Genomic DNA, 15,563 nt, shown 5'->3' with positions numbered 1-15,563 from the left:
CCGGCCCGAGGGACGCTCACCACCAGGACGAGTCGAGCCGTCCCTCGATGGCCCTGATATTGGCCCGGGCGCACTCCTCGCAGAAGTAGTGCCGTCGGCCGTTCTCCACGGAGCAGATCCAGGTGGGAGGAGTACCCTCGGCGACCGCGCCGCACCGGGAACACACGACGTTCTCGGCACCCGGCTGGGCAGGGTGATGAGTCTGTTCGTCCACCACGCGACGATAACCCCGCAGGGCGTACGGGAGGGGACAACGCACCGCGGGGGCCGGTCCCTCGGACCGGCCCCCGCGGGAGGCACTGATTCATCGGATGGTCGGGCCGCAGTCGGTGGCGGCGGCCCGACTCCGGATTACTGCATGACGGCCATGGCCAGCGCACGGCGGGCGCGCAGGGACGCGCGCTCGGCACGCCGGTGCATCCGCCGAGCAGCCACCAGGCGCATGGCCCGGCGCTCCGCCTCGGCTTCCCGCAGGCGCTCGTGCATATGCGCACGGGCCAGGGCTTCTGGGATGAGTTGCATCTCACGGGTCCTGTTCTGACGCGAGGCGTTCGCGCCGATGGTGGTGACGTACGGGGTCGCGGAGCCGGACGGCTCGCTGGTGGAAGAGGTCATCGGGGCCTGCTTCTGGGGATCGTGCTTGAGGGGACGGTCGACGGTGCCTGGGTGCGCGATCATGCCGCGACCGGGTTCTTGCGCGGACGGCCACGCGGCCGCTTGCGGGCGACGACCACACCCTGGACGAAGAGCTCTCCGCCCCAGACGCCCCAAGGCTCACGCCGCTCCTTGGCGCCGGCGAGGCAGGCCTCGACCAGGGGGCAGGTGCGGCAGAGGGACTTGGCGTACTCGACGTCCGCCGGCGACTCGGCGAAGAAGACCTCCGGGTCGTATGAACGGCAGGGAACGGGGACGCCGAGGTTCTCGATGGCGTCGTCGAGCGCGGTGAGCGCAGTGAGGGGGGTCAAGGTGGAGTCCTCCGTGAGGCCGGGCGGGGGGATCGTTTCGGAAGGCGGTACGGACGGGGCGTGCGCTTCGAGTTGCACGGTGGTGTTTTCCTCGTCTGTTCTGTCCGGTCTGTGGACCGGGCTTCGGCTGGTACCGGGTCTTGCTGGTCCCGAGGCCCCTTCGCTCTGTTTCCTCATCGGGGAAAACAGAAGGGCCGCGGATCCCGGGTGGGGTTCCGCGGCCCTGAAGGCGCCGGCCTGATCCTGGATCAGGCTGGATCACTCCAGGGTTCGAGCCCACGGAAGGCCCACATCGTGTGGTGCTGCGTCGTCTGCTTCTGGGTTCCGGCACTGGCCGCCGCGAGAGCGCAGGCCTTGGCCTCCGCCGCCACTGCTCCTGCTTCCAGTGCCTTGGTCGGTCGCTCATTGCGCTCCCGGACGGGCAGACCCGCGCCGAGGGCGACCGGCCGACCGGCCGCGTAGCCGGACAGACCGGTGGCAATGAACGCCGAACCGGAGAGGTCGAGCGAGCAGGCGGAGACGACCGAGCGATCGGTCATTTTGACGGTCGTACGGATGGAGCTGGTGTAGATGCTGATCACTGGAATCGCCTCCTCTCGGCGTCTCGGGGACCGGCCGGGGCCGATCACATGTATTCGGATAAGTACAGCACGGCAACAGGGCTTCGGAGAAGCCGCCGTTCCCGTGGTTAAGAACCTATGGGGATGACTGGCGCGCGCGCAAACTATTTTCTCGACGAGTTTGCATCAGTCGTCCTCGTCGCTCCCACCGACCTCCTGGCCTGCGCAGATGGCCAGGACATCGGCACCGAAGCGGCCCAGCTTGCGTCCGCCCACGCCCGAGATCCCCGCGAGCTCCCCCTCGCTGCCGGGCACGGCCTCGGCGATCGCCATCAGGGTCTTGTCGGTGAAGACGCAGTACGCCGGCTGGCCCAGCTCCCTGGCCTGCTCCGAACGCCACTCGCGCAGCCGCTCGTACAGCGCCTCGTCCATGTCGGAGGGGCAGTCCTCACAGCGCATCAGCTTCATCTCGCCCGCGTCGGTGAGCGTCTTGCCGCACACCCGGCACAGCACAGGTCCGCGGCGCTTCCGCCGTCCTCCGGCGCCGCGCTCGATTCCTCCGGCACCACCGGCCGTTCGGGTACCGGGGGCCGCGGAGCCCGGCCTGAGCCCGTTCAGGAAGCGGGTGGGGCGGCGGGAGGCGCGGCCCCCGGGCGAGCGGGACAGCGCCCAGGAGAGCGACAGATGGAGTCGGGCGCGGGTGACGCCGACGTACAGGAGCCGGCGTTCCTCCTCGACCTGCTCGTCGGTCTTGGCGTAGGTGATCGGCATCATCCCCTCGGTGAGTCCGACCAGGAACACGGCGTCCCACTCCAGGCCCTTGGCCGAGTGGAGCGAGGCCAGGGTGACGCCCTGGACGGTCGGGGCGTGCTGGGCGGCGGCGCGCTCGTCGAGCTCGGCGACGAGGTCGACGAGTCCGGCCCCGGGCCTGGCACGGGCGAAGTCCTCGGCCAGCCTGACGAGCGCGGCCAGCGACTCCCAGCGGTCGCGCACCGCGCCCGAGCCGGCGGGGGGCTCGGTGCTCCAGCCCTTGGTGGACAGCACGGCCCTGACCTGCGAGGGCAGGTCCTCCGCGTCGTCCAGCAGGGCGTCGTTCCCCCCGGCGCGAGCCGCTCCCCTGAGCGCGACCCCGGCCTCCCGGACCTCGGCGCGCTCGAAGAACCGCTCCGCGCCGCGCAGCTGGTACGGCACGCCCGCGTCGGCGAGGGCCTGCTCGTAGACCTCGGACTGGGCGTTGACCCGGAACAGCACGGCGATCTCACCGGCCGGGACGCCCGCGGCGATCAGGTCGCGGATCCGGCGGGCGGTGCCCTCGGCCTCGGCGGGCTCGTCCGCGTACTCCGTGTAGGAAGGATCCGGGCCGGGGTCGCGCTGCGAGACCAGTTCCAGCCGGTGCTCGGCGGCGCGGCCGCGCGCCTGCCCCAGCAGACCGTTGGCCAGGTGGACGACCTGGGGGGTCGACCGGTAGTCGCGCACGAGCTTCACCACCGTCGCCCCGGGGTGACGGGTGCGGAAGTCCAGCAGATGATCGGGGGTGGCGCCGGTGAAGGAGTAGATGGTCTGGCTGGCGTCGCCCACGACGCACAGGCTGTCCCGGTCGCCGAGCCACAGCTCCAGCAGCCGCTGCTGGAGCGGCGACACGTCCTGGTACTCGTCGACCACGAAGTGCTGGTACTGGCGGCGGATCTGGTCGGCGATGTCGTGGCGGTCCTGGAGGATACCGACCGTGAGCAGCAGGACGTCCTCGAAGTCGATCACCGAGCGGTCGCGCTTCAGCTGCTCGTACAGCGCATAGATCTGGCCGATCTCCGCCGGGTCACGAGGCGCGTCCCTGAGGGACTTGGCTACCGCGGCCGGATAGTCGGCGGGGACGGTCTGGGTGACCTTGGCCCATTCGATCTCGCTGGTCACGTCCCTGAGCTCGTTGCGGTCGAGCCGCACACGGCAGCGGGCAGCCGCCTCGGCGACGAGCTGGATCTTGCGCTCCAGCAGCCTCGGCAGCTCCCCACCGACGGCTTTCGGCCAGAAGTACTGGAGCTGGCGGAGGGCCGCCGAGTGGAACGTGCGGGCCTGCACCCCGCCCGCTCCGAGCTGCCGCAGCCGGCCTCGCATCTCCCCCGCGGCGCGGTTGGTGAACGTGACGGCCAGCACACTCGCAGGCTGGAGTATCCCCGCACGCACTCCGTAAGCGATGCGATGGGTGATCGCCCGCGTCTTGCCCGTACCTGCGCCGGCCAGGACGCACACCGGGCCGCTCAGGGCGGTCGCCACCGCCCGCTGCTCGGGGTCGAGCCCGTCGAGCACCGCGTCGGCGGACTCGGGGACCTGAGGGAAGAGGGAGGAGTGCGTTGCTGCTGTCACCCCGCCATGCTGCCAGGTCCGGCGAGATCACCGGGACGGTTGTCCACAGGGGACGGGATCGGTCATACCGCTGGTACTGGTAGTACCGGTACCACCGGGAATGGGGAATGGCGGCGGGGTCGCGTACGTTCAATCCCCGGAAACCCCCGTGGGGCACCCACCCCCACCGGCCCAGAGGAGCGGGAGACATGCAGGGAACTCTGACGATGTACAGCACCACCTGGTGCGGCTACTGCCGGCGGCTGAAGAGCCAGCTGGACCGCGAGGGGATCTCGTATGTCGAGATCAACATCGAGCAGGACCCGCAGTCGGCCGCGTTCGTCGAGAAGGCGAACAACGGCAACCAGACCGTGCCGACCGTCCTCGTGGTGCCGCCGAACGGCGGCGAGGACATCGTCATGACGAACCCCAGCCTGGCTCAGGTGAAGCAGGCCCTCGCGATCTGACGCACCGGCCCCGCACCGACGAAACGCCCCCTCGGGTGGAGACCACCGGAGGGGGCGTCGTCGTGCCGGAACGCACGGCCCGGGCCGCACCGGGCACAGACGGCGCGGCCCGGCGGTGGCACGGAAGTCGGGGCGGCCTCAGGTGGGCGAGCCCGGCTTCGGCAGCGGCTTTCCGTACCAGAGCTCGATCAGCCGTGAGGCGATCGAGATCCCGTAGGGGGGCAGGACCTCCCCGGACTCGAAGGCGGCGCACAGGTCTTCCCGGGAGAACCAGCGGGCCTCGTGGATCTCCTCGCCGTCCACGGAGATCTGCGACGAGGTGGCACGGGCCATGAAGCCGAGCATCAGGCTGTACGGGAAGGGCCACGGCTGGCTGGCGACGTACTCGACCTCGCCGACGGTGACGCCCGCTTCCTCGTACGCCTCCCGGATCACCGACTGCTCGATGGACTCGCCGGGCTCGACGAAGCCGGCGAGGGTGGAGAAGCGGCCCTCCGGCCAGTGGACCTGGCGGCCGAGCAGCGCGCGGTCGTCCTCGTCCGTGACGAGCATGATCACGGCGGGGTCCGTGCGGGGATAGTGCTCGGCGCCGCAGGCCGGGCAGCGGCGGATGTGCCCGGCGGCCGCGATGACGGTCCGCTCGCCGCAGCGTGAGCAGAAGCGGTGGAGCCGCTGCCAGTTCTCCAGGGCCACCGCGTGCACCATCAGTCCCGCGTCCCTCGGGGACAGCAGCAGACCGGCCTCGCGCAGCCCGGCCGGGCGGGCGGACTGGTCCATGCGGCCGGGGAGCGAGTCCTTCTGGAGGGCGAAGTAGCTGACGCCGTCCTCGTCGGTGCCGAGGAAGTAGCGGTGGGTCTCGGTGGGAGGCGCCTCGAAGGCCGGGGTCGTCACCAGTTCGGTGCGGCCGTCGGGGGTGTCGTCGATCAGCACCTGACCGCCGGAGACGACGAACACACGTGTCGTCGGGTGGCTCCAGGCAGCCGCCAGCCAGGCCTCGTCGAGTCGGTGGTGTGCGGCGCGGTCGATGCCGCTGGGCGCCGTCAGGCCGATGGAACGGCCGTCGGCGACGTGATCGAAGGTGCTCACAGGTGCTTCCCACTCCCCCGGGTTGACCGGTTTTCTGCGGATGACCGGTTGTCTCTCACTGGAGGGCGCCGGCCAGGTCGCCCCACAGGTACGCGGCGGTTTCGACGCCCTTCAGCAGCAGGGCCAGTTCGACCTTCTCATTGGGCGCGTGCCAGCCGTCGGACGGCACGGAAATACCCAGGAACAGCACCGGCGCACCGAGCACGTCCTGGATGTCGGCGGCGGGCCCCGAACCGCCCTCCCGCGTGAAGCGGATCTTCTGCCCGTCGAAGGCACGGCTCATCGACCGGGCGAGCGACTGCAGGGCTGGGTGGTCCAGCGGTGTGAGGCAGGGCCGGGTCGCCGCACCGAAAGCGATCTCGTGGCGGATACCGGCGGGGACCCGGGACGCGACCCAGGTGCGGACCGCTTCCTCCACCCGGTCCGGATCCTGACCGGCGACGAGCCGGAAGGAGAGCTTCAGCCGCGCCGAGGCCGGGATGATCGTCTTGCCCCCGGGCCCCTGGTAGCCGCCGCCGATACCGTTGACCTCGGCGGTCGGGCGGGTCCAGATGCGCTCCAGGGTGGTGTGGCCCGCCTCGCCGAACGTCCCGTACGACTTGGCCGTACGCAGCCACTCGGACTCGTCGAACGGCAGTTCGGCGAGGAGTTCGCGTTCCGTGGCGGTCGGCTCGCGGACACCCTCGTAGAACCCGGGGACCGCCACCCGCTCGTGCTCGTCGTGCAGGGCCGCGACGATCCGCGCGGCGACGGTGGCCGGGTTGGGCACGGCGCCGCCGAAGGAACCGGAATGGATGTCCTGGTCCGGTCCGTACAGCGCGATCTCGCAGTCTGCGAGGCCGCGCATGCCGGTGCAAACGGTGGGGGTCGTCTCCGACCACATCCCCGTGTCGGAGACGATCACGACGTCGGCGGCGAGCCGGCTCCGGCGCTGCTCGACCAGGGCGCGGAAGTGCGGCGATCCGGACTCCTCCTCGCCCTCGACGAGGAGCTTGAGGTTGACGGCCGGGCTCGTACGGCCGGTGGCGGCGAGGTGGGCGCGCACGCCGAGGGTGTGGAAGAAGACCTGGCCCTTGTCGTCGGCGGCGCCGCGGCCGTACATCCGGCCGTCCCTGACGACCGGCTCGAACGGATCGGTGTCCCAGCCGTCCTCCCGGGCAGCGGGCTGCACGTCGTGATGTCCGTAGACGAGCACTGTGGGGGCGTCCGGGTCGGTGGACGGCCATTCGGCGAAGACCGCCGGAGCTCCCTGGGCCTCGCCCGGCGCGGCCGGGGGGACCTCCCAGACCTCGGCGGTGGGGAAGCCGGTCTCCGTGAGCTTCGCCGCCAGCCATTCCGCGCTGCGCCGTACGTCCTTGTCGTGCTCCGGCTGCGCGGAGACGGACGGGATGCGCAGCCACTCGGCGAGGTCGCCGAGGAATGCGGCGCGATGCTCCGCTATGTACGTACGGACGGCGTTGTCCGGGGTGTCGCTCATGGCATCGAGCCTATCCGGCGCCGGGGGCCGTCTCGCCGACCGCCCGGTCGGGCACGGGCCGGGGCCCGCTGCGGGCGGGCCCGGGACCGCCGGGCCGAGTGGCGCCCGGGGCGGGTGAGCCTTCCCCGGCCTCTCCGGCCGCCCTGCCTTCCGTGTCCTCCCCGTCATCCGTACCGTCCGTACCGTCCGTGCCGGACGTGCCGCTCATGAGGATCCGTTCGAGGCCGGCCCTGCCGGGCAGCTCGCCGGGGCGGACGACCTCTCCGGTGCGCACGTAGACGAACGCGGCGCCGACCGACTCGGGAGGGAGGCCGTGCTGCTCGGCCCAGGCCAGGCGATAGACGGCGAGCTGAAGCGGATCCGCGTCGCGGCCACGGCCGGTCTTCCAGTCCACGATCTCGAACGCGCCCGTCGCCGCGTCACGGTAGACGGCGTCGATCCGGCCCCTGACGACCCTGCCCGCCAGGGTGACCTGGACGGGCGCCTCCAGCCGGTACGGGACACGGCCTGCGTACGGCGTGCGCTCGAACGCCTCCTTCAGTGCGGCCAGCTCCCGCTCGTCCTCGATGCCCGCCCCGTCCCGGTCGCCGCCCGGCAGTTCGTCGGGCCCGAGCATGGGCAGCGGCAGTTCCTCGAAGCGCGATTCCACCCATGCGTGGAATCGCGTGCCCCGGCGGGCTGCGCGCTGGGGCGGACGGGGCATGGGCCGCGCCAGCTCCCGCGCGAAGCCGTCCGGGTCCGCTGCCAGCCTCAGCAGCTGGGACGCGGACAGCGCTGCCGGGAGGGAAACCTCGCGCACGGATTCGCGGGCGCGGCGGAGCTCGCCGGTGAGCGCTTCGAGATCGCGGTCCCAGGAGGCGATCACCCTGGCGTCCTCGGGAGTGAGGGGTTCGGCGCGCTGAGCGGGCAGCCTGGGGTGGCGCAGCGAGCGGGCGTCCGGAACGGAACCGGCCCCGTCGTGTGGGACCGGGGCGGACGCGGCGGGGACCGAGGCGGGGCCGGACGCCGGGGGGACGGGGGCGACGTCGCCGGACGCGGGCCCGCGAGGCGCCGGGGGGCCCGGCGCGCAGGCCGAAGGCCCGTCGTCCTGTCCGGGGCCCGCGGCGAGTGCGAAGTCCCCCCGGGGCGTGGTGCAGGCGGGCTGCTCGTCCCCGCCGGGCGCGACGTCCGCCGGGTCGCCCAGCCCCTCCGGCCATGGCTCGTCCGGCCACGGTTCGTCGGCGGGGTCGTTGAGTTCCTCGGGCCAGAGGTCCTCGCCGGACGGGCCGTCGGCGAGGGAGCCGGTCGCTTCGGCCGAACCCGACCCGTCGAAGGGAACGCCCTCGCGGTCGTGCGGTCCGGTACGGGCACCGTGGAGCACGGCCCCGGGCCGCCCCGGCGCCGTCGCGTCCCCGGGGCCGGTGATCAGCGACAGATGGGCCAGCACCGTGTCCGCGGCCTCCCTCCGGCGCGCGGTCGCCGTGGGATCCAGCGGGAGCGGCCACGCCTGCACCGCCGTCGCGGCGTGGAGCGCCGGGTTCTCCGCGTCCTCCTCCGGTTCCTCGGCCCATGCCTCGATCTCGCCGAAGCCCGCGGCACAGTGGTCGTACAGCGCCTCCAGGAACGCGGACGGGCCGCGGCGGCGCTTCTGGGTGGGGCCCCACCAGTGGGCCGAGCCGAGGAGCAGCGAGCGGGGTCGGGTGAACGTCACGTAGCCCAGCCGGAGCTCCTCCGTGTGCTGGTGCTCCTTCATCTCCTCCTTGAATGCCTTGAGTCCCTTCGCGTCCCAGGAGGTGATGCCGGGCAGGGTCGCGGAGTCGCCCCGCAGCGCATGGGGCAGGACCTTCGCCTGGGAGGTCCACGACTCACGCGAGCGGGTGCTGGGGAACTGGTCGGCGACCAGGCCGGGGACCACGACGACGTCCCACTCCAGTCCCTTGGACTTGTGGGCGGTGAGCACCTTCACCGTGTTCTCGCCCCCGGGCAGCGCGTTGTCGAGGCCCTTCTCGTACTGCTCGGCGGTCCGCAGGAAGCCGAGGAAGGCCAGCAGCGTCGCCTCGCCGTCGAGTGCGGCGAAGGACGCCGCGACGTCGAGGAAGCCCGCGAGGGTCTCGCGGCGCCGGGCGGCGAGGGCGTGCGGCGAGGCGGAGAGCTCCACCTCCAGGCCGGTGGTGGCGAGGACGCGGTGGAGGACGTCCATCAGCGGGTCGGCCAGGGAGCGCCGCAGGTCCCGCAGCTCGGTGGCGAGGCGGGCGAAGCGGACCCGGGCCTCGGCGGAGAACGGCAGGCCGTCGTCCGGTCCGCTCTGTTCCAGGAACGTGTCGAGGGCGTCGGCGAGCGAGACGACCTCGGCCGGGTCGGTGCCCTCGACGGCGGCGGCGAGCCGCTGGTCGGCATCCGCGTCGTCGTCCCCGGCGCGATGGACCAGCAGGCGCGCCCGGCGCCCGAGCAGGGCCAGGTCGCGGGCGCCGATGCGCCAGCGCGGCCCGGTGAGGAGCCGGACCAGCGGGGCGTTCGCGCCCGGGTCCTGGAGGACTTCGCAGACCGCGACGAGGTCGGCGACCTCCGGAAGGTGCAGCAACCCGGAGAGGCCGACGACCTCCACGGGGACGTCACGGGCGACGAGCGCGCCCTGGATCGCCGCGAAGTCGCCCGCCGTGCGGCACAGCACCGCGATCTCTCCCGGTTCCTTGCCCGTGCGGACGAGATGGGCGATCGAGTCGGCGAGCCAGCCGATCTCCTCGGCGTGGGTGGGCAGCAGCGCGATGCGCACGGATCCGTCGCGCTCCGCCCCTGGCGCGGGCCGCAGTGCCTCGACGCCTTCGTGGCGGGCACGCAGCGGCTCGGCGAGGCCGTTGGCGAGGTCGAGGAGGCGGCCGCCGCTGCGGCGGTTCTCGCTCAGCGAGAAGCGGGTGGCGGGGCGGCCGTCCGCGTGAGGGAAGTGCTCGGGGAAGTCGTCGAGGTTGGCGACGGACGCCCCGCGCCAGCCGTAGATCGCCTGGCAGGGGTCGCCCACCGCGGTCACGGGATGGCCCGTGCCCTCTCCCGGCCTGCCGTCCGGGGCGGCGCCCCTGCCGAACAGGCCGGAGAGCAGCAGGCGCTGGGCCACGGACGTGTCCTGGTACTCGTCCAGCAGGACCACCCGGAACTCGTCGCGCAGGATGCGGCCCACCTCGGGGCGGGTGAGCGCGAGCCGCGCGGACAGGGCGATCTGGTCGCCGAAGTCGAGGAGATCGCGGGAACGCTTGGCGTCGCGGTAGCGGACGACGAGGTCGAGCAGTTCCCGCCGGGCTGCGGCCGCGTCGGGAACCTTGCGCAGGTCGGCGTTGCCGAGCCTGACGCCCTCCAGGTCGCTCAGCAGCGCGGAGTCGTGGGCCCGGAGCTCCTCGGGCGCCACGAGGTGCTCCGCCAGCTCCGCGTCGAGCGCGAGCAGATCGCTGACGAGTGCCGAGAAGGACTTGGTCAGCGCGGGGTACGGGCCCGGGGCCTCGCGCAGCACGCGTGCGGCAAGCTGGTAGCGCGTGGCGTCGGCGAGCAGCCGGGAGGTCGGCTCCAGGCCGAGTCGGAGACCGTGATCCGTGAGGAGCCGTCCGGCGAAGGCGTGGTAGGTCGAGATGCCGGGTTCACCCGGCGGGTCGTCCGGGTCGATCACATCCGGGTCGGTGACCCCGGCCCGGACGAGGGCGGTTCGGACGCGGTCGGCGAGCTCAGCGGCGGCCTTGTTGGTGAAGGTCAGCCCGAGGACCTGCTCGGGGGCCACCTGCCCCGTGCCCACCAGCCACACCACCCTGGCGGCCATCACCGTCGTCTTCCCGGAGCCCGCTCCGGCCACGATGACCTGCGGCGCGGGCGGCGCGGTGATGCAGGCCGTCTGCTCCGGGGTGAACGGGATGCCAAGCAGCTCCTTGAGCTGCTCTGGGTCGGTGATGCGTGCGGACACCCCAGAGAGGCTAACGGCGACCACCGACAGCGCCCGCCACCGGTGCTCGCGTGCGGGCGAGCGGGCGGCCGTCCCCGCTCCCCCGCCGCGCCCGTGGGCCGTGGAGCCTCCGGCGTCGTCCGGCGTAGGGCGTCGTCCGGCGTCGTCCGGCGGTGTGGTGCCGGGGAGCTCCCGGCCGTCATTCGACGATGTGACGTCCTTCGGGCCTGGCGCTGCACGAGGAACGGAAGGCGCAGTGCTCGCACTGCGAGCCGGTGCTCGGGGTGAAGCGTTCGTCGAGGACCCGCCCCGCCGCGGTGGCGAGCAGGTCGCCGACCCATGCGCCGGAGAGCGGTTCCTGGGACTGGACGCGCGGGAGTGCGTCCCCGCCCTCCTTCTTCGGGGCGGCCTGGCGCAGGTGCACGAGTTCGGCGCCACCGGGTGCGGGGCGCCGGGCGTCGAAGGCCTCGTCGACGGCGCCCTCGCGGACGGCGAGCTGGTAGACCGCGAGCTGGGGGTGGCGCGCGACCTCGTCCTTCGTCGGCGTCTGCCTGCCGGTCTTGAAGTCGACGACGTACGCCCTGCCCTGTTCGTCCTGTTCGACGCGGTCCATGGAGCCGCGGATACGTACCTCGTACGGGCCGGCTTCCAGGGTGACGTCGAAGTCGTGCTCGGTGGCGACGGGGGTACGGCCCCCGCGGTCCATGACGTGCCAGCGGAGGAAGCGTTCGAGCGCCGCGCGCGCGTGCTCCTTCTCCTGGACGGACTTCCACGGTGCGTCGAAGACGAGGCCGTCCCACACGGAGTCCAGACGTTCCATCAGGACGGCCAGGTCCGCGGGGGTGCGGCCCGAGGCGACCTCGTCGGCGAGGACGTGAACGACGTTGCCGAAGCCCTGGGCGACGGTGGCCGGGGCGTCCGCCCTGACCTCGCGCCCCAGAAACCACTGCAGGGCGCAGGTGTTCGCGAGCTGGTCGAGGGCGCTTCCGGACAGGGCGACGGGGTGGTCGCGGTCGCGGAGGGGAACCCCGCTGTGCGTCGGGTCCTGCAGTCCCCACCAGCGGTAGGGGTGCGCTGCGGGCACGAGCGGCTGGCCCTCGTCGTCGGTGAGAGCGGCAAGCCGGGCGAGCCGTCGCGCGGCGGCGTCGCGGAGCGCGTCGGATGCCTCGGGGTCGACGGTGGTGGCCCTGAGCTCGGCCACCAGCGGGGCGACGGCGAGCGGGCGGCGCGGGCGGCCTGTGATGTCGCGCGGTTCGGCTCCGAGTTCGGTGAGGAAGCGCGAGGGCTGATCGCCGTCGTCGGAAGGCGCCTTGACGGCGGTGACCACGAGGCGGTCCCTGGCGCGCGTGGCGGCGACGTAGAACAGCCGGCGTTCCTCGGCGAGCAGGGCGCCGGGCGTGAGGGGCTCGGCGAGCCCGTCGCGGCCGATCCGGTCGGCCTCCAGCAGGGAACCGCGGCGGCGCAGGTCCGGCCAGAGACCCTCCTGCACGCCGGCGACGACGACGAGGCCCCATTCGAGGCCCTTGGACCGGTGGGCAGTCATGAGACGGACGGCCGCGGGGCGTTCGGGCCGGCGCGCGAGCGTGTCGGCGGCGATGTCCTGGGCCTCCAGCTCGTCCAGGAAGTTCAGCGCGCCGCGGCCGCCGGTGCGCTCCTCGGCGCGCGCTGCGGTCTCGAACAGCGCGCAGACGGCGTCGAGGTCGCGATCCGCGTTGCGGCCTGCCGGGCCGCCGCGGAGGGCGGTCCGCTCCAGGCGCTGAGGCCAGGGCGTGCCGGTCCACAGCTCCCACAGCGCCTCCTCGGCGGTGCCCCCGCCGTCGAGGAGCTCACGGGCCTTGCGCAGCAGTGCGCCGAGCCGCTGGGCGGCACGGGCGTAGGCGGGGTCGTGCGCGGTGAGCCGCTCGGGCTCGGCGAGGGCACGGGCGATGAGGACGTCGGAGGGGGGCGGCAGGCGGTTGCCCGCCGCCCGTTCCTCGTCGCGGAGGGCGCGGCCGAGCCTCCGGAGATCGGCTGTGTCCATACCGCCGAGGGGTGAGGTGAGGAGGGTGGCGGCGGTGTCGGCGTCAATGGGGGGTTCCTCCCGGAACGGCATACCGGGGCCGGTGCCCTGCCCGCTGCCCGTGCCCGCGTCCGATCCCCCGCCGGGAGCGGAGACGGCGTCCCCGCCGGGGCCGGAGGCGGCGTCCGGACCGGGACCCGCGACAGGGCCGCCGGCGGGGGCAGCGTCCGGACCGGGACCCGCGACCGCGCCGGGACCTGGGGCAGCGGCGGGACGTTCGGCCGTGTCCCCGCCGTCCGCTTCCCGGGCGCGGGCATTCCGGCCGTGGTCGTGCCGCCCGCCGGCGCCTCGGCCGTCCTCCTCCCGGTCTCCGTCCACGAACCCGTCGCCGTCGGCCTCGCCGCCCTCGGCACCGTCCCGGCCTCCGTCCCTGTCGCCGCCCCCGGCCCGGCCTTCCTCGCCCGGCCCGGAACCACTCGTGACGAGCGGCCTCGCGGCGGTGCGCAGGGCGGTCAGAAGGGGCGTCACCGCGGACTCGTGGCGCAGGGGGATGTCGTCGCCGTCCGTCTCTACCGGCACACCGGCCACGGTGAGCGCGCGCCGCGTCGCCGGGAGGCTGCGGTTGCCCGCGCGGACGAGGACCGCCATGTCGTTCCACGGCACGCCCTCCTCCAGGTGGGCGCGCCGCAGGATGTCGGCGACGTTGTCGAGTTCCGTGGAGGCGGTCGGGTACGTGTACACCTCGACCCGGCCGCCGGAGCGGGCGGCGGTGAGCTCGCGATGGGCACGGACCTTGTCCGCGGGCAGCCGGGGCAGCGGCATCCGCTGGGTGAGCAGACGGGTCGCCGACAGCAGGACGGCGCTGGAGCGACGGGACGACCTCAGTACCGCGACGGGGGCCTGGCGGCCGTCGCGACGCCGGAAGGCCGCGGGGAAGTCGAGGATGCCGTTCACGTCCGCACCCCGGAAGGCGTAGATGGACTGGTCGGGATCGCCGAACGCGACCAGGGTGCGGCCGTCCCCCGCCAGCGCCCTCAGCAGCCGGACCTGGGCGGGGTCGGTGTCCTGGTACTCGTCGACGAACACGGCGTCGTACCGCTGGGCGATGTGCTCGCCCGTCCCCGGCCGCTCGGCGAGGAGCGACGCCCGGTGGACGAGTTCGGCGTAGTCGAGGACCCCCTGGAGGTCCAGCACGTCCAGGTACTCGGCGAGGAAGGCCGCTGCCGCGCCCCAGTCGGGCCGTCCCGTTCGGCGGGCGAAGGCCGACAGCGCGTCCGGGCCGAGACCGAGCTCCCGGCTGCGGGCGAGCACCGCACGCACCTCGTCGGCGAAGCCGCGGGTGGTGAGGCATGCCCGCAGCTCGGCGGGCCAGCGCACGCCGGCCCGCCCCTCCCGTTCCAGGTCGAGCTGTCCCGCCAGCAGATCGCGGACGGTCACGTCCTGCTCGGGACCGGACAGCAGGCGCAGCGGTTCGGCGAACAGGTCCGCCTCCTGGTGGGCCCGCACCAGCGCGTAGCAGTAGGAGTGGAAGGTGGTGGCCTGCGGTGCCCGTGCGCCGCCGAGGCGCACGGCCATCCGGTCGCGCAGTTCGACCGCCGCCTTCCGGCTGAAGGTGAGCACCAGCAGCCGCTCCGGGTCGGCCCCCCGCTCGATCCTGGCGGCGACCGCCTCGACGAGGGTCGTCGTCTTTCCGGTGCCCGGCCCGGCGAGTACCAGCAGCGGCCCGCGCTCGTGGTCAACCACCGCGCGCTGGGCGGCGTCCAGGAGAGGGGGATCCACCGGGCCCGGCGAGGTACGCACCAGTCGGTACGCGCCCGGGGTCCGCCCCTTGTGGCCTTGCGGGCCCTGGGGGAACCCCTGCCGTACCCGACGGTGCGGTGTACGCCCGGTGGAGGAGGAGGAACTCACGTGGATCGCCGGTCCTGGTGGGTGTGCTGACGGTGGTGACGACGGGCCCGGTGCGGGTGCACGGGCGGGGCGGGCGGGCCTGGGGGCCGCTGGAGGACGTGGCCGGCAGCGCGGGCGCCGCCGGCGGTGGGGAAGACGCTACGCCCGCGGGTGCCCCCGCCGCGGACGGACCGCTCGGCACGGTCGTGGGCTGCTGCTTCACCACCGCCACGGACGGACCGCCCGGGACCACCGCGGACACGGGCCGCGGACTCCGGACCTCTCATCGCACCGCCGAATGGCGGAAGCTGTCAGATGTGAGCTCCTCCGCCCGCCCCGTCGGCCGGGTCGGCCCCGCCGTCCCAGCGCGCCCGCCGTATGTCCAGGCGCGGCACATGACCCTCCGCGCCGGGCGGCGCCTGCCGCAGCGGGGTGCCCTCGGCGCGGTAGTACTGCAGTGCCCGCAACTCGTGGCCGGCCAGCAGGGCACCGTCGGAGCGCACCACACGCCACCAGGGAACCGACCCTCCGTAGAGAGCCATCACCCGGCCGACCTGGCGCGGCCCTCCCTCACCGAGCCATTCGGCGACGTCCCCGTACGTCATGACCCGGCCGGGCGGGATGTGCTCGGCGACCTCGAGCACCCGCTCCGCGTACTCCGGCAGTTCCGGCACCTCATCGCTCATCCGGCCCATCTTGCCCCATGCCACCGACAGCGGGCCGGGGGCGCCGCTGATCGCACATACCAAGACATAGAAGGGCAAGCAGCGCAGCGCGTATCTCCGCGTCGCACCCTGATGCCATCCTCTGTCGGCTCGCCGTGCCACCATCGTCCGGGCGGTGACTGGTGATACGAGATCAAGAAGAGACCGACACGACGAAGG

11 protein-coding genes are annotated in these 15,563 nt (G+C 73.4%); 1 reads left to right on the top strand and 10 read right to left on the bottom strand.

All coding sequences use genetic code 11. The annotated features are described in order from the left end of the window. Positions 1-16: 16 nt before the first annotated feature. From QMZ92_RS03810 to QMZ92_RS03790, 5 genes are all read right to left on the bottom strand, one after another. Positions 17-214 (bottom strand): hypothetical protein, encoded by a 198-nt coding sequence (locus QMZ92_RS03810; protein WP_283295798.1) that lies wholly within the window; start codon positions 212-214, stop codon positions 17-19. A gap of 137 nt (positions 215-351) precedes the next feature. Next, entirely contained in the window at positions 352-678 is a 327-nt protein-coding gene (locus QMZ92_RS03805) for a putative WhiB-interacting protein (protein ID WP_502961986.1), read from the bottom strand. Further along, entirely contained in the window at positions 675-1,043 is a 369-nt protein-coding gene (locus QMZ92_RS03800) for a WhiB family transcriptional regulator (RefSeq protein ID WP_093652527.1), read from the bottom strand. Before QMZ92_RS03800 ends, QMZ92_RS03805 begins: the two co-directional genes overlap by 4 nt. 170 nt (positions 1,044-1,213) lie before the next feature. Next, positions 1,214-1,546, bottom strand: a complete 333-nt coding sequence (locus QMZ92_RS03795) for a hypothetical protein (protein WP_283295797.1) — start codon at positions 1,544-1,546, stop codon at positions 1,214-1,216. A gap of 165 nt (positions 1,547-1,711) precedes the next feature. Beyond that, positions 1,712-3,886, bottom strand: a complete 2,175-nt coding sequence (locus QMZ92_RS03790; RefSeq protein WP_283295796.1) for an ATP-dependent DNA helicase UvrD2 — start codon at positions 3,884-3,886, stop codon at positions 1,712-1,714. A 188-nt stretch (positions 3,887-4,074) separates the two neighbouring features. On the opposite strand from QMZ92_RS03790, the gene QMZ92_RS03785 reads away from it, so the two are divergent. Next, positions 4,075-4,332: a mycoredoxin gene (locus tag QMZ92_RS03785; protein WP_138053303.1), complete on the top strand. Its 258-nt coding sequence runs from the start codon at positions 4,075-4,077 to the stop codon at positions 4,330-4,332. A 138-nt stretch (positions 4,333-4,470) separates the two neighbouring features. Here QMZ92_RS03785 and nudC read toward each other — a convergent pair whose 3' ends face one another. The 5 genes from nudC to QMZ92_RS03760 form a co-directional block, all read right to left on the bottom strand. After that, positions 4,471-5,418: an NAD(+) diphosphatase gene (gene nudC, locus QMZ92_RS03780; protein ID WP_283295795.1), complete on the bottom strand. Its 948-nt coding sequence runs from the start codon at positions 5,416-5,418 to the stop codon at positions 4,471-4,473. A gap of 55 nt (positions 5,419-5,473) precedes the next feature. Then, a complete protein-coding gene (locus QMZ92_RS03775; RefSeq protein ID WP_283295794.1) occupies positions 5,474-6,895 on the bottom strand; it encodes a dipeptidase in 1,422 nt (473 codons plus the stop codon). Positions 6,896-6,905: 10 nt separating this feature from the next. After that, positions 6,906-10,814 (bottom strand): UvrD-helicase domain-containing protein, encoded by a 3,909-nt coding sequence (locus QMZ92_RS03770; RefSeq protein WP_283295793.1) that lies wholly within the window; start codon positions 10,812-10,814, stop codon positions 6,906-6,908. A 178-nt stretch (positions 10,815-10,992) separates the two neighbouring features. Next, positions 10,993-14,700 (bottom strand): ATP-dependent helicase, encoded by a 3,708-nt coding sequence (locus QMZ92_RS03765; protein WP_283295792.1) that lies wholly within the window; start codon positions 14,698-14,700, stop codon positions 10,993-10,995. A gap of 290 nt (positions 14,701-14,990) precedes the next feature. Further along, complete coding sequence (locus QMZ92_RS03760; RefSeq protein WP_283295791.1) at positions 14,991-15,365, bottom strand: MGMT family protein; 375 nt, start codon at positions 15,363-15,365, stop codon at positions 14,991-14,993. Positions 15,366-15,563 lie beyond the last annotated feature (198 nt).

Origin of the sequence: Streptomyces sp. HNM0645, assembly GCF_030056615.1 — a bacterium.
Classification (GTDB): domain Bacteria; phylum Actinomycetota; class Actinomycetes; order Streptomycetales; family Streptomycetaceae; genus Streptomyces; species Streptomyces marianii.
The sequence above is the reverse complement of the archived record's forward strand: the minus strand, read 5'-3'. Positions and strand labels throughout refer to the sequence as shown.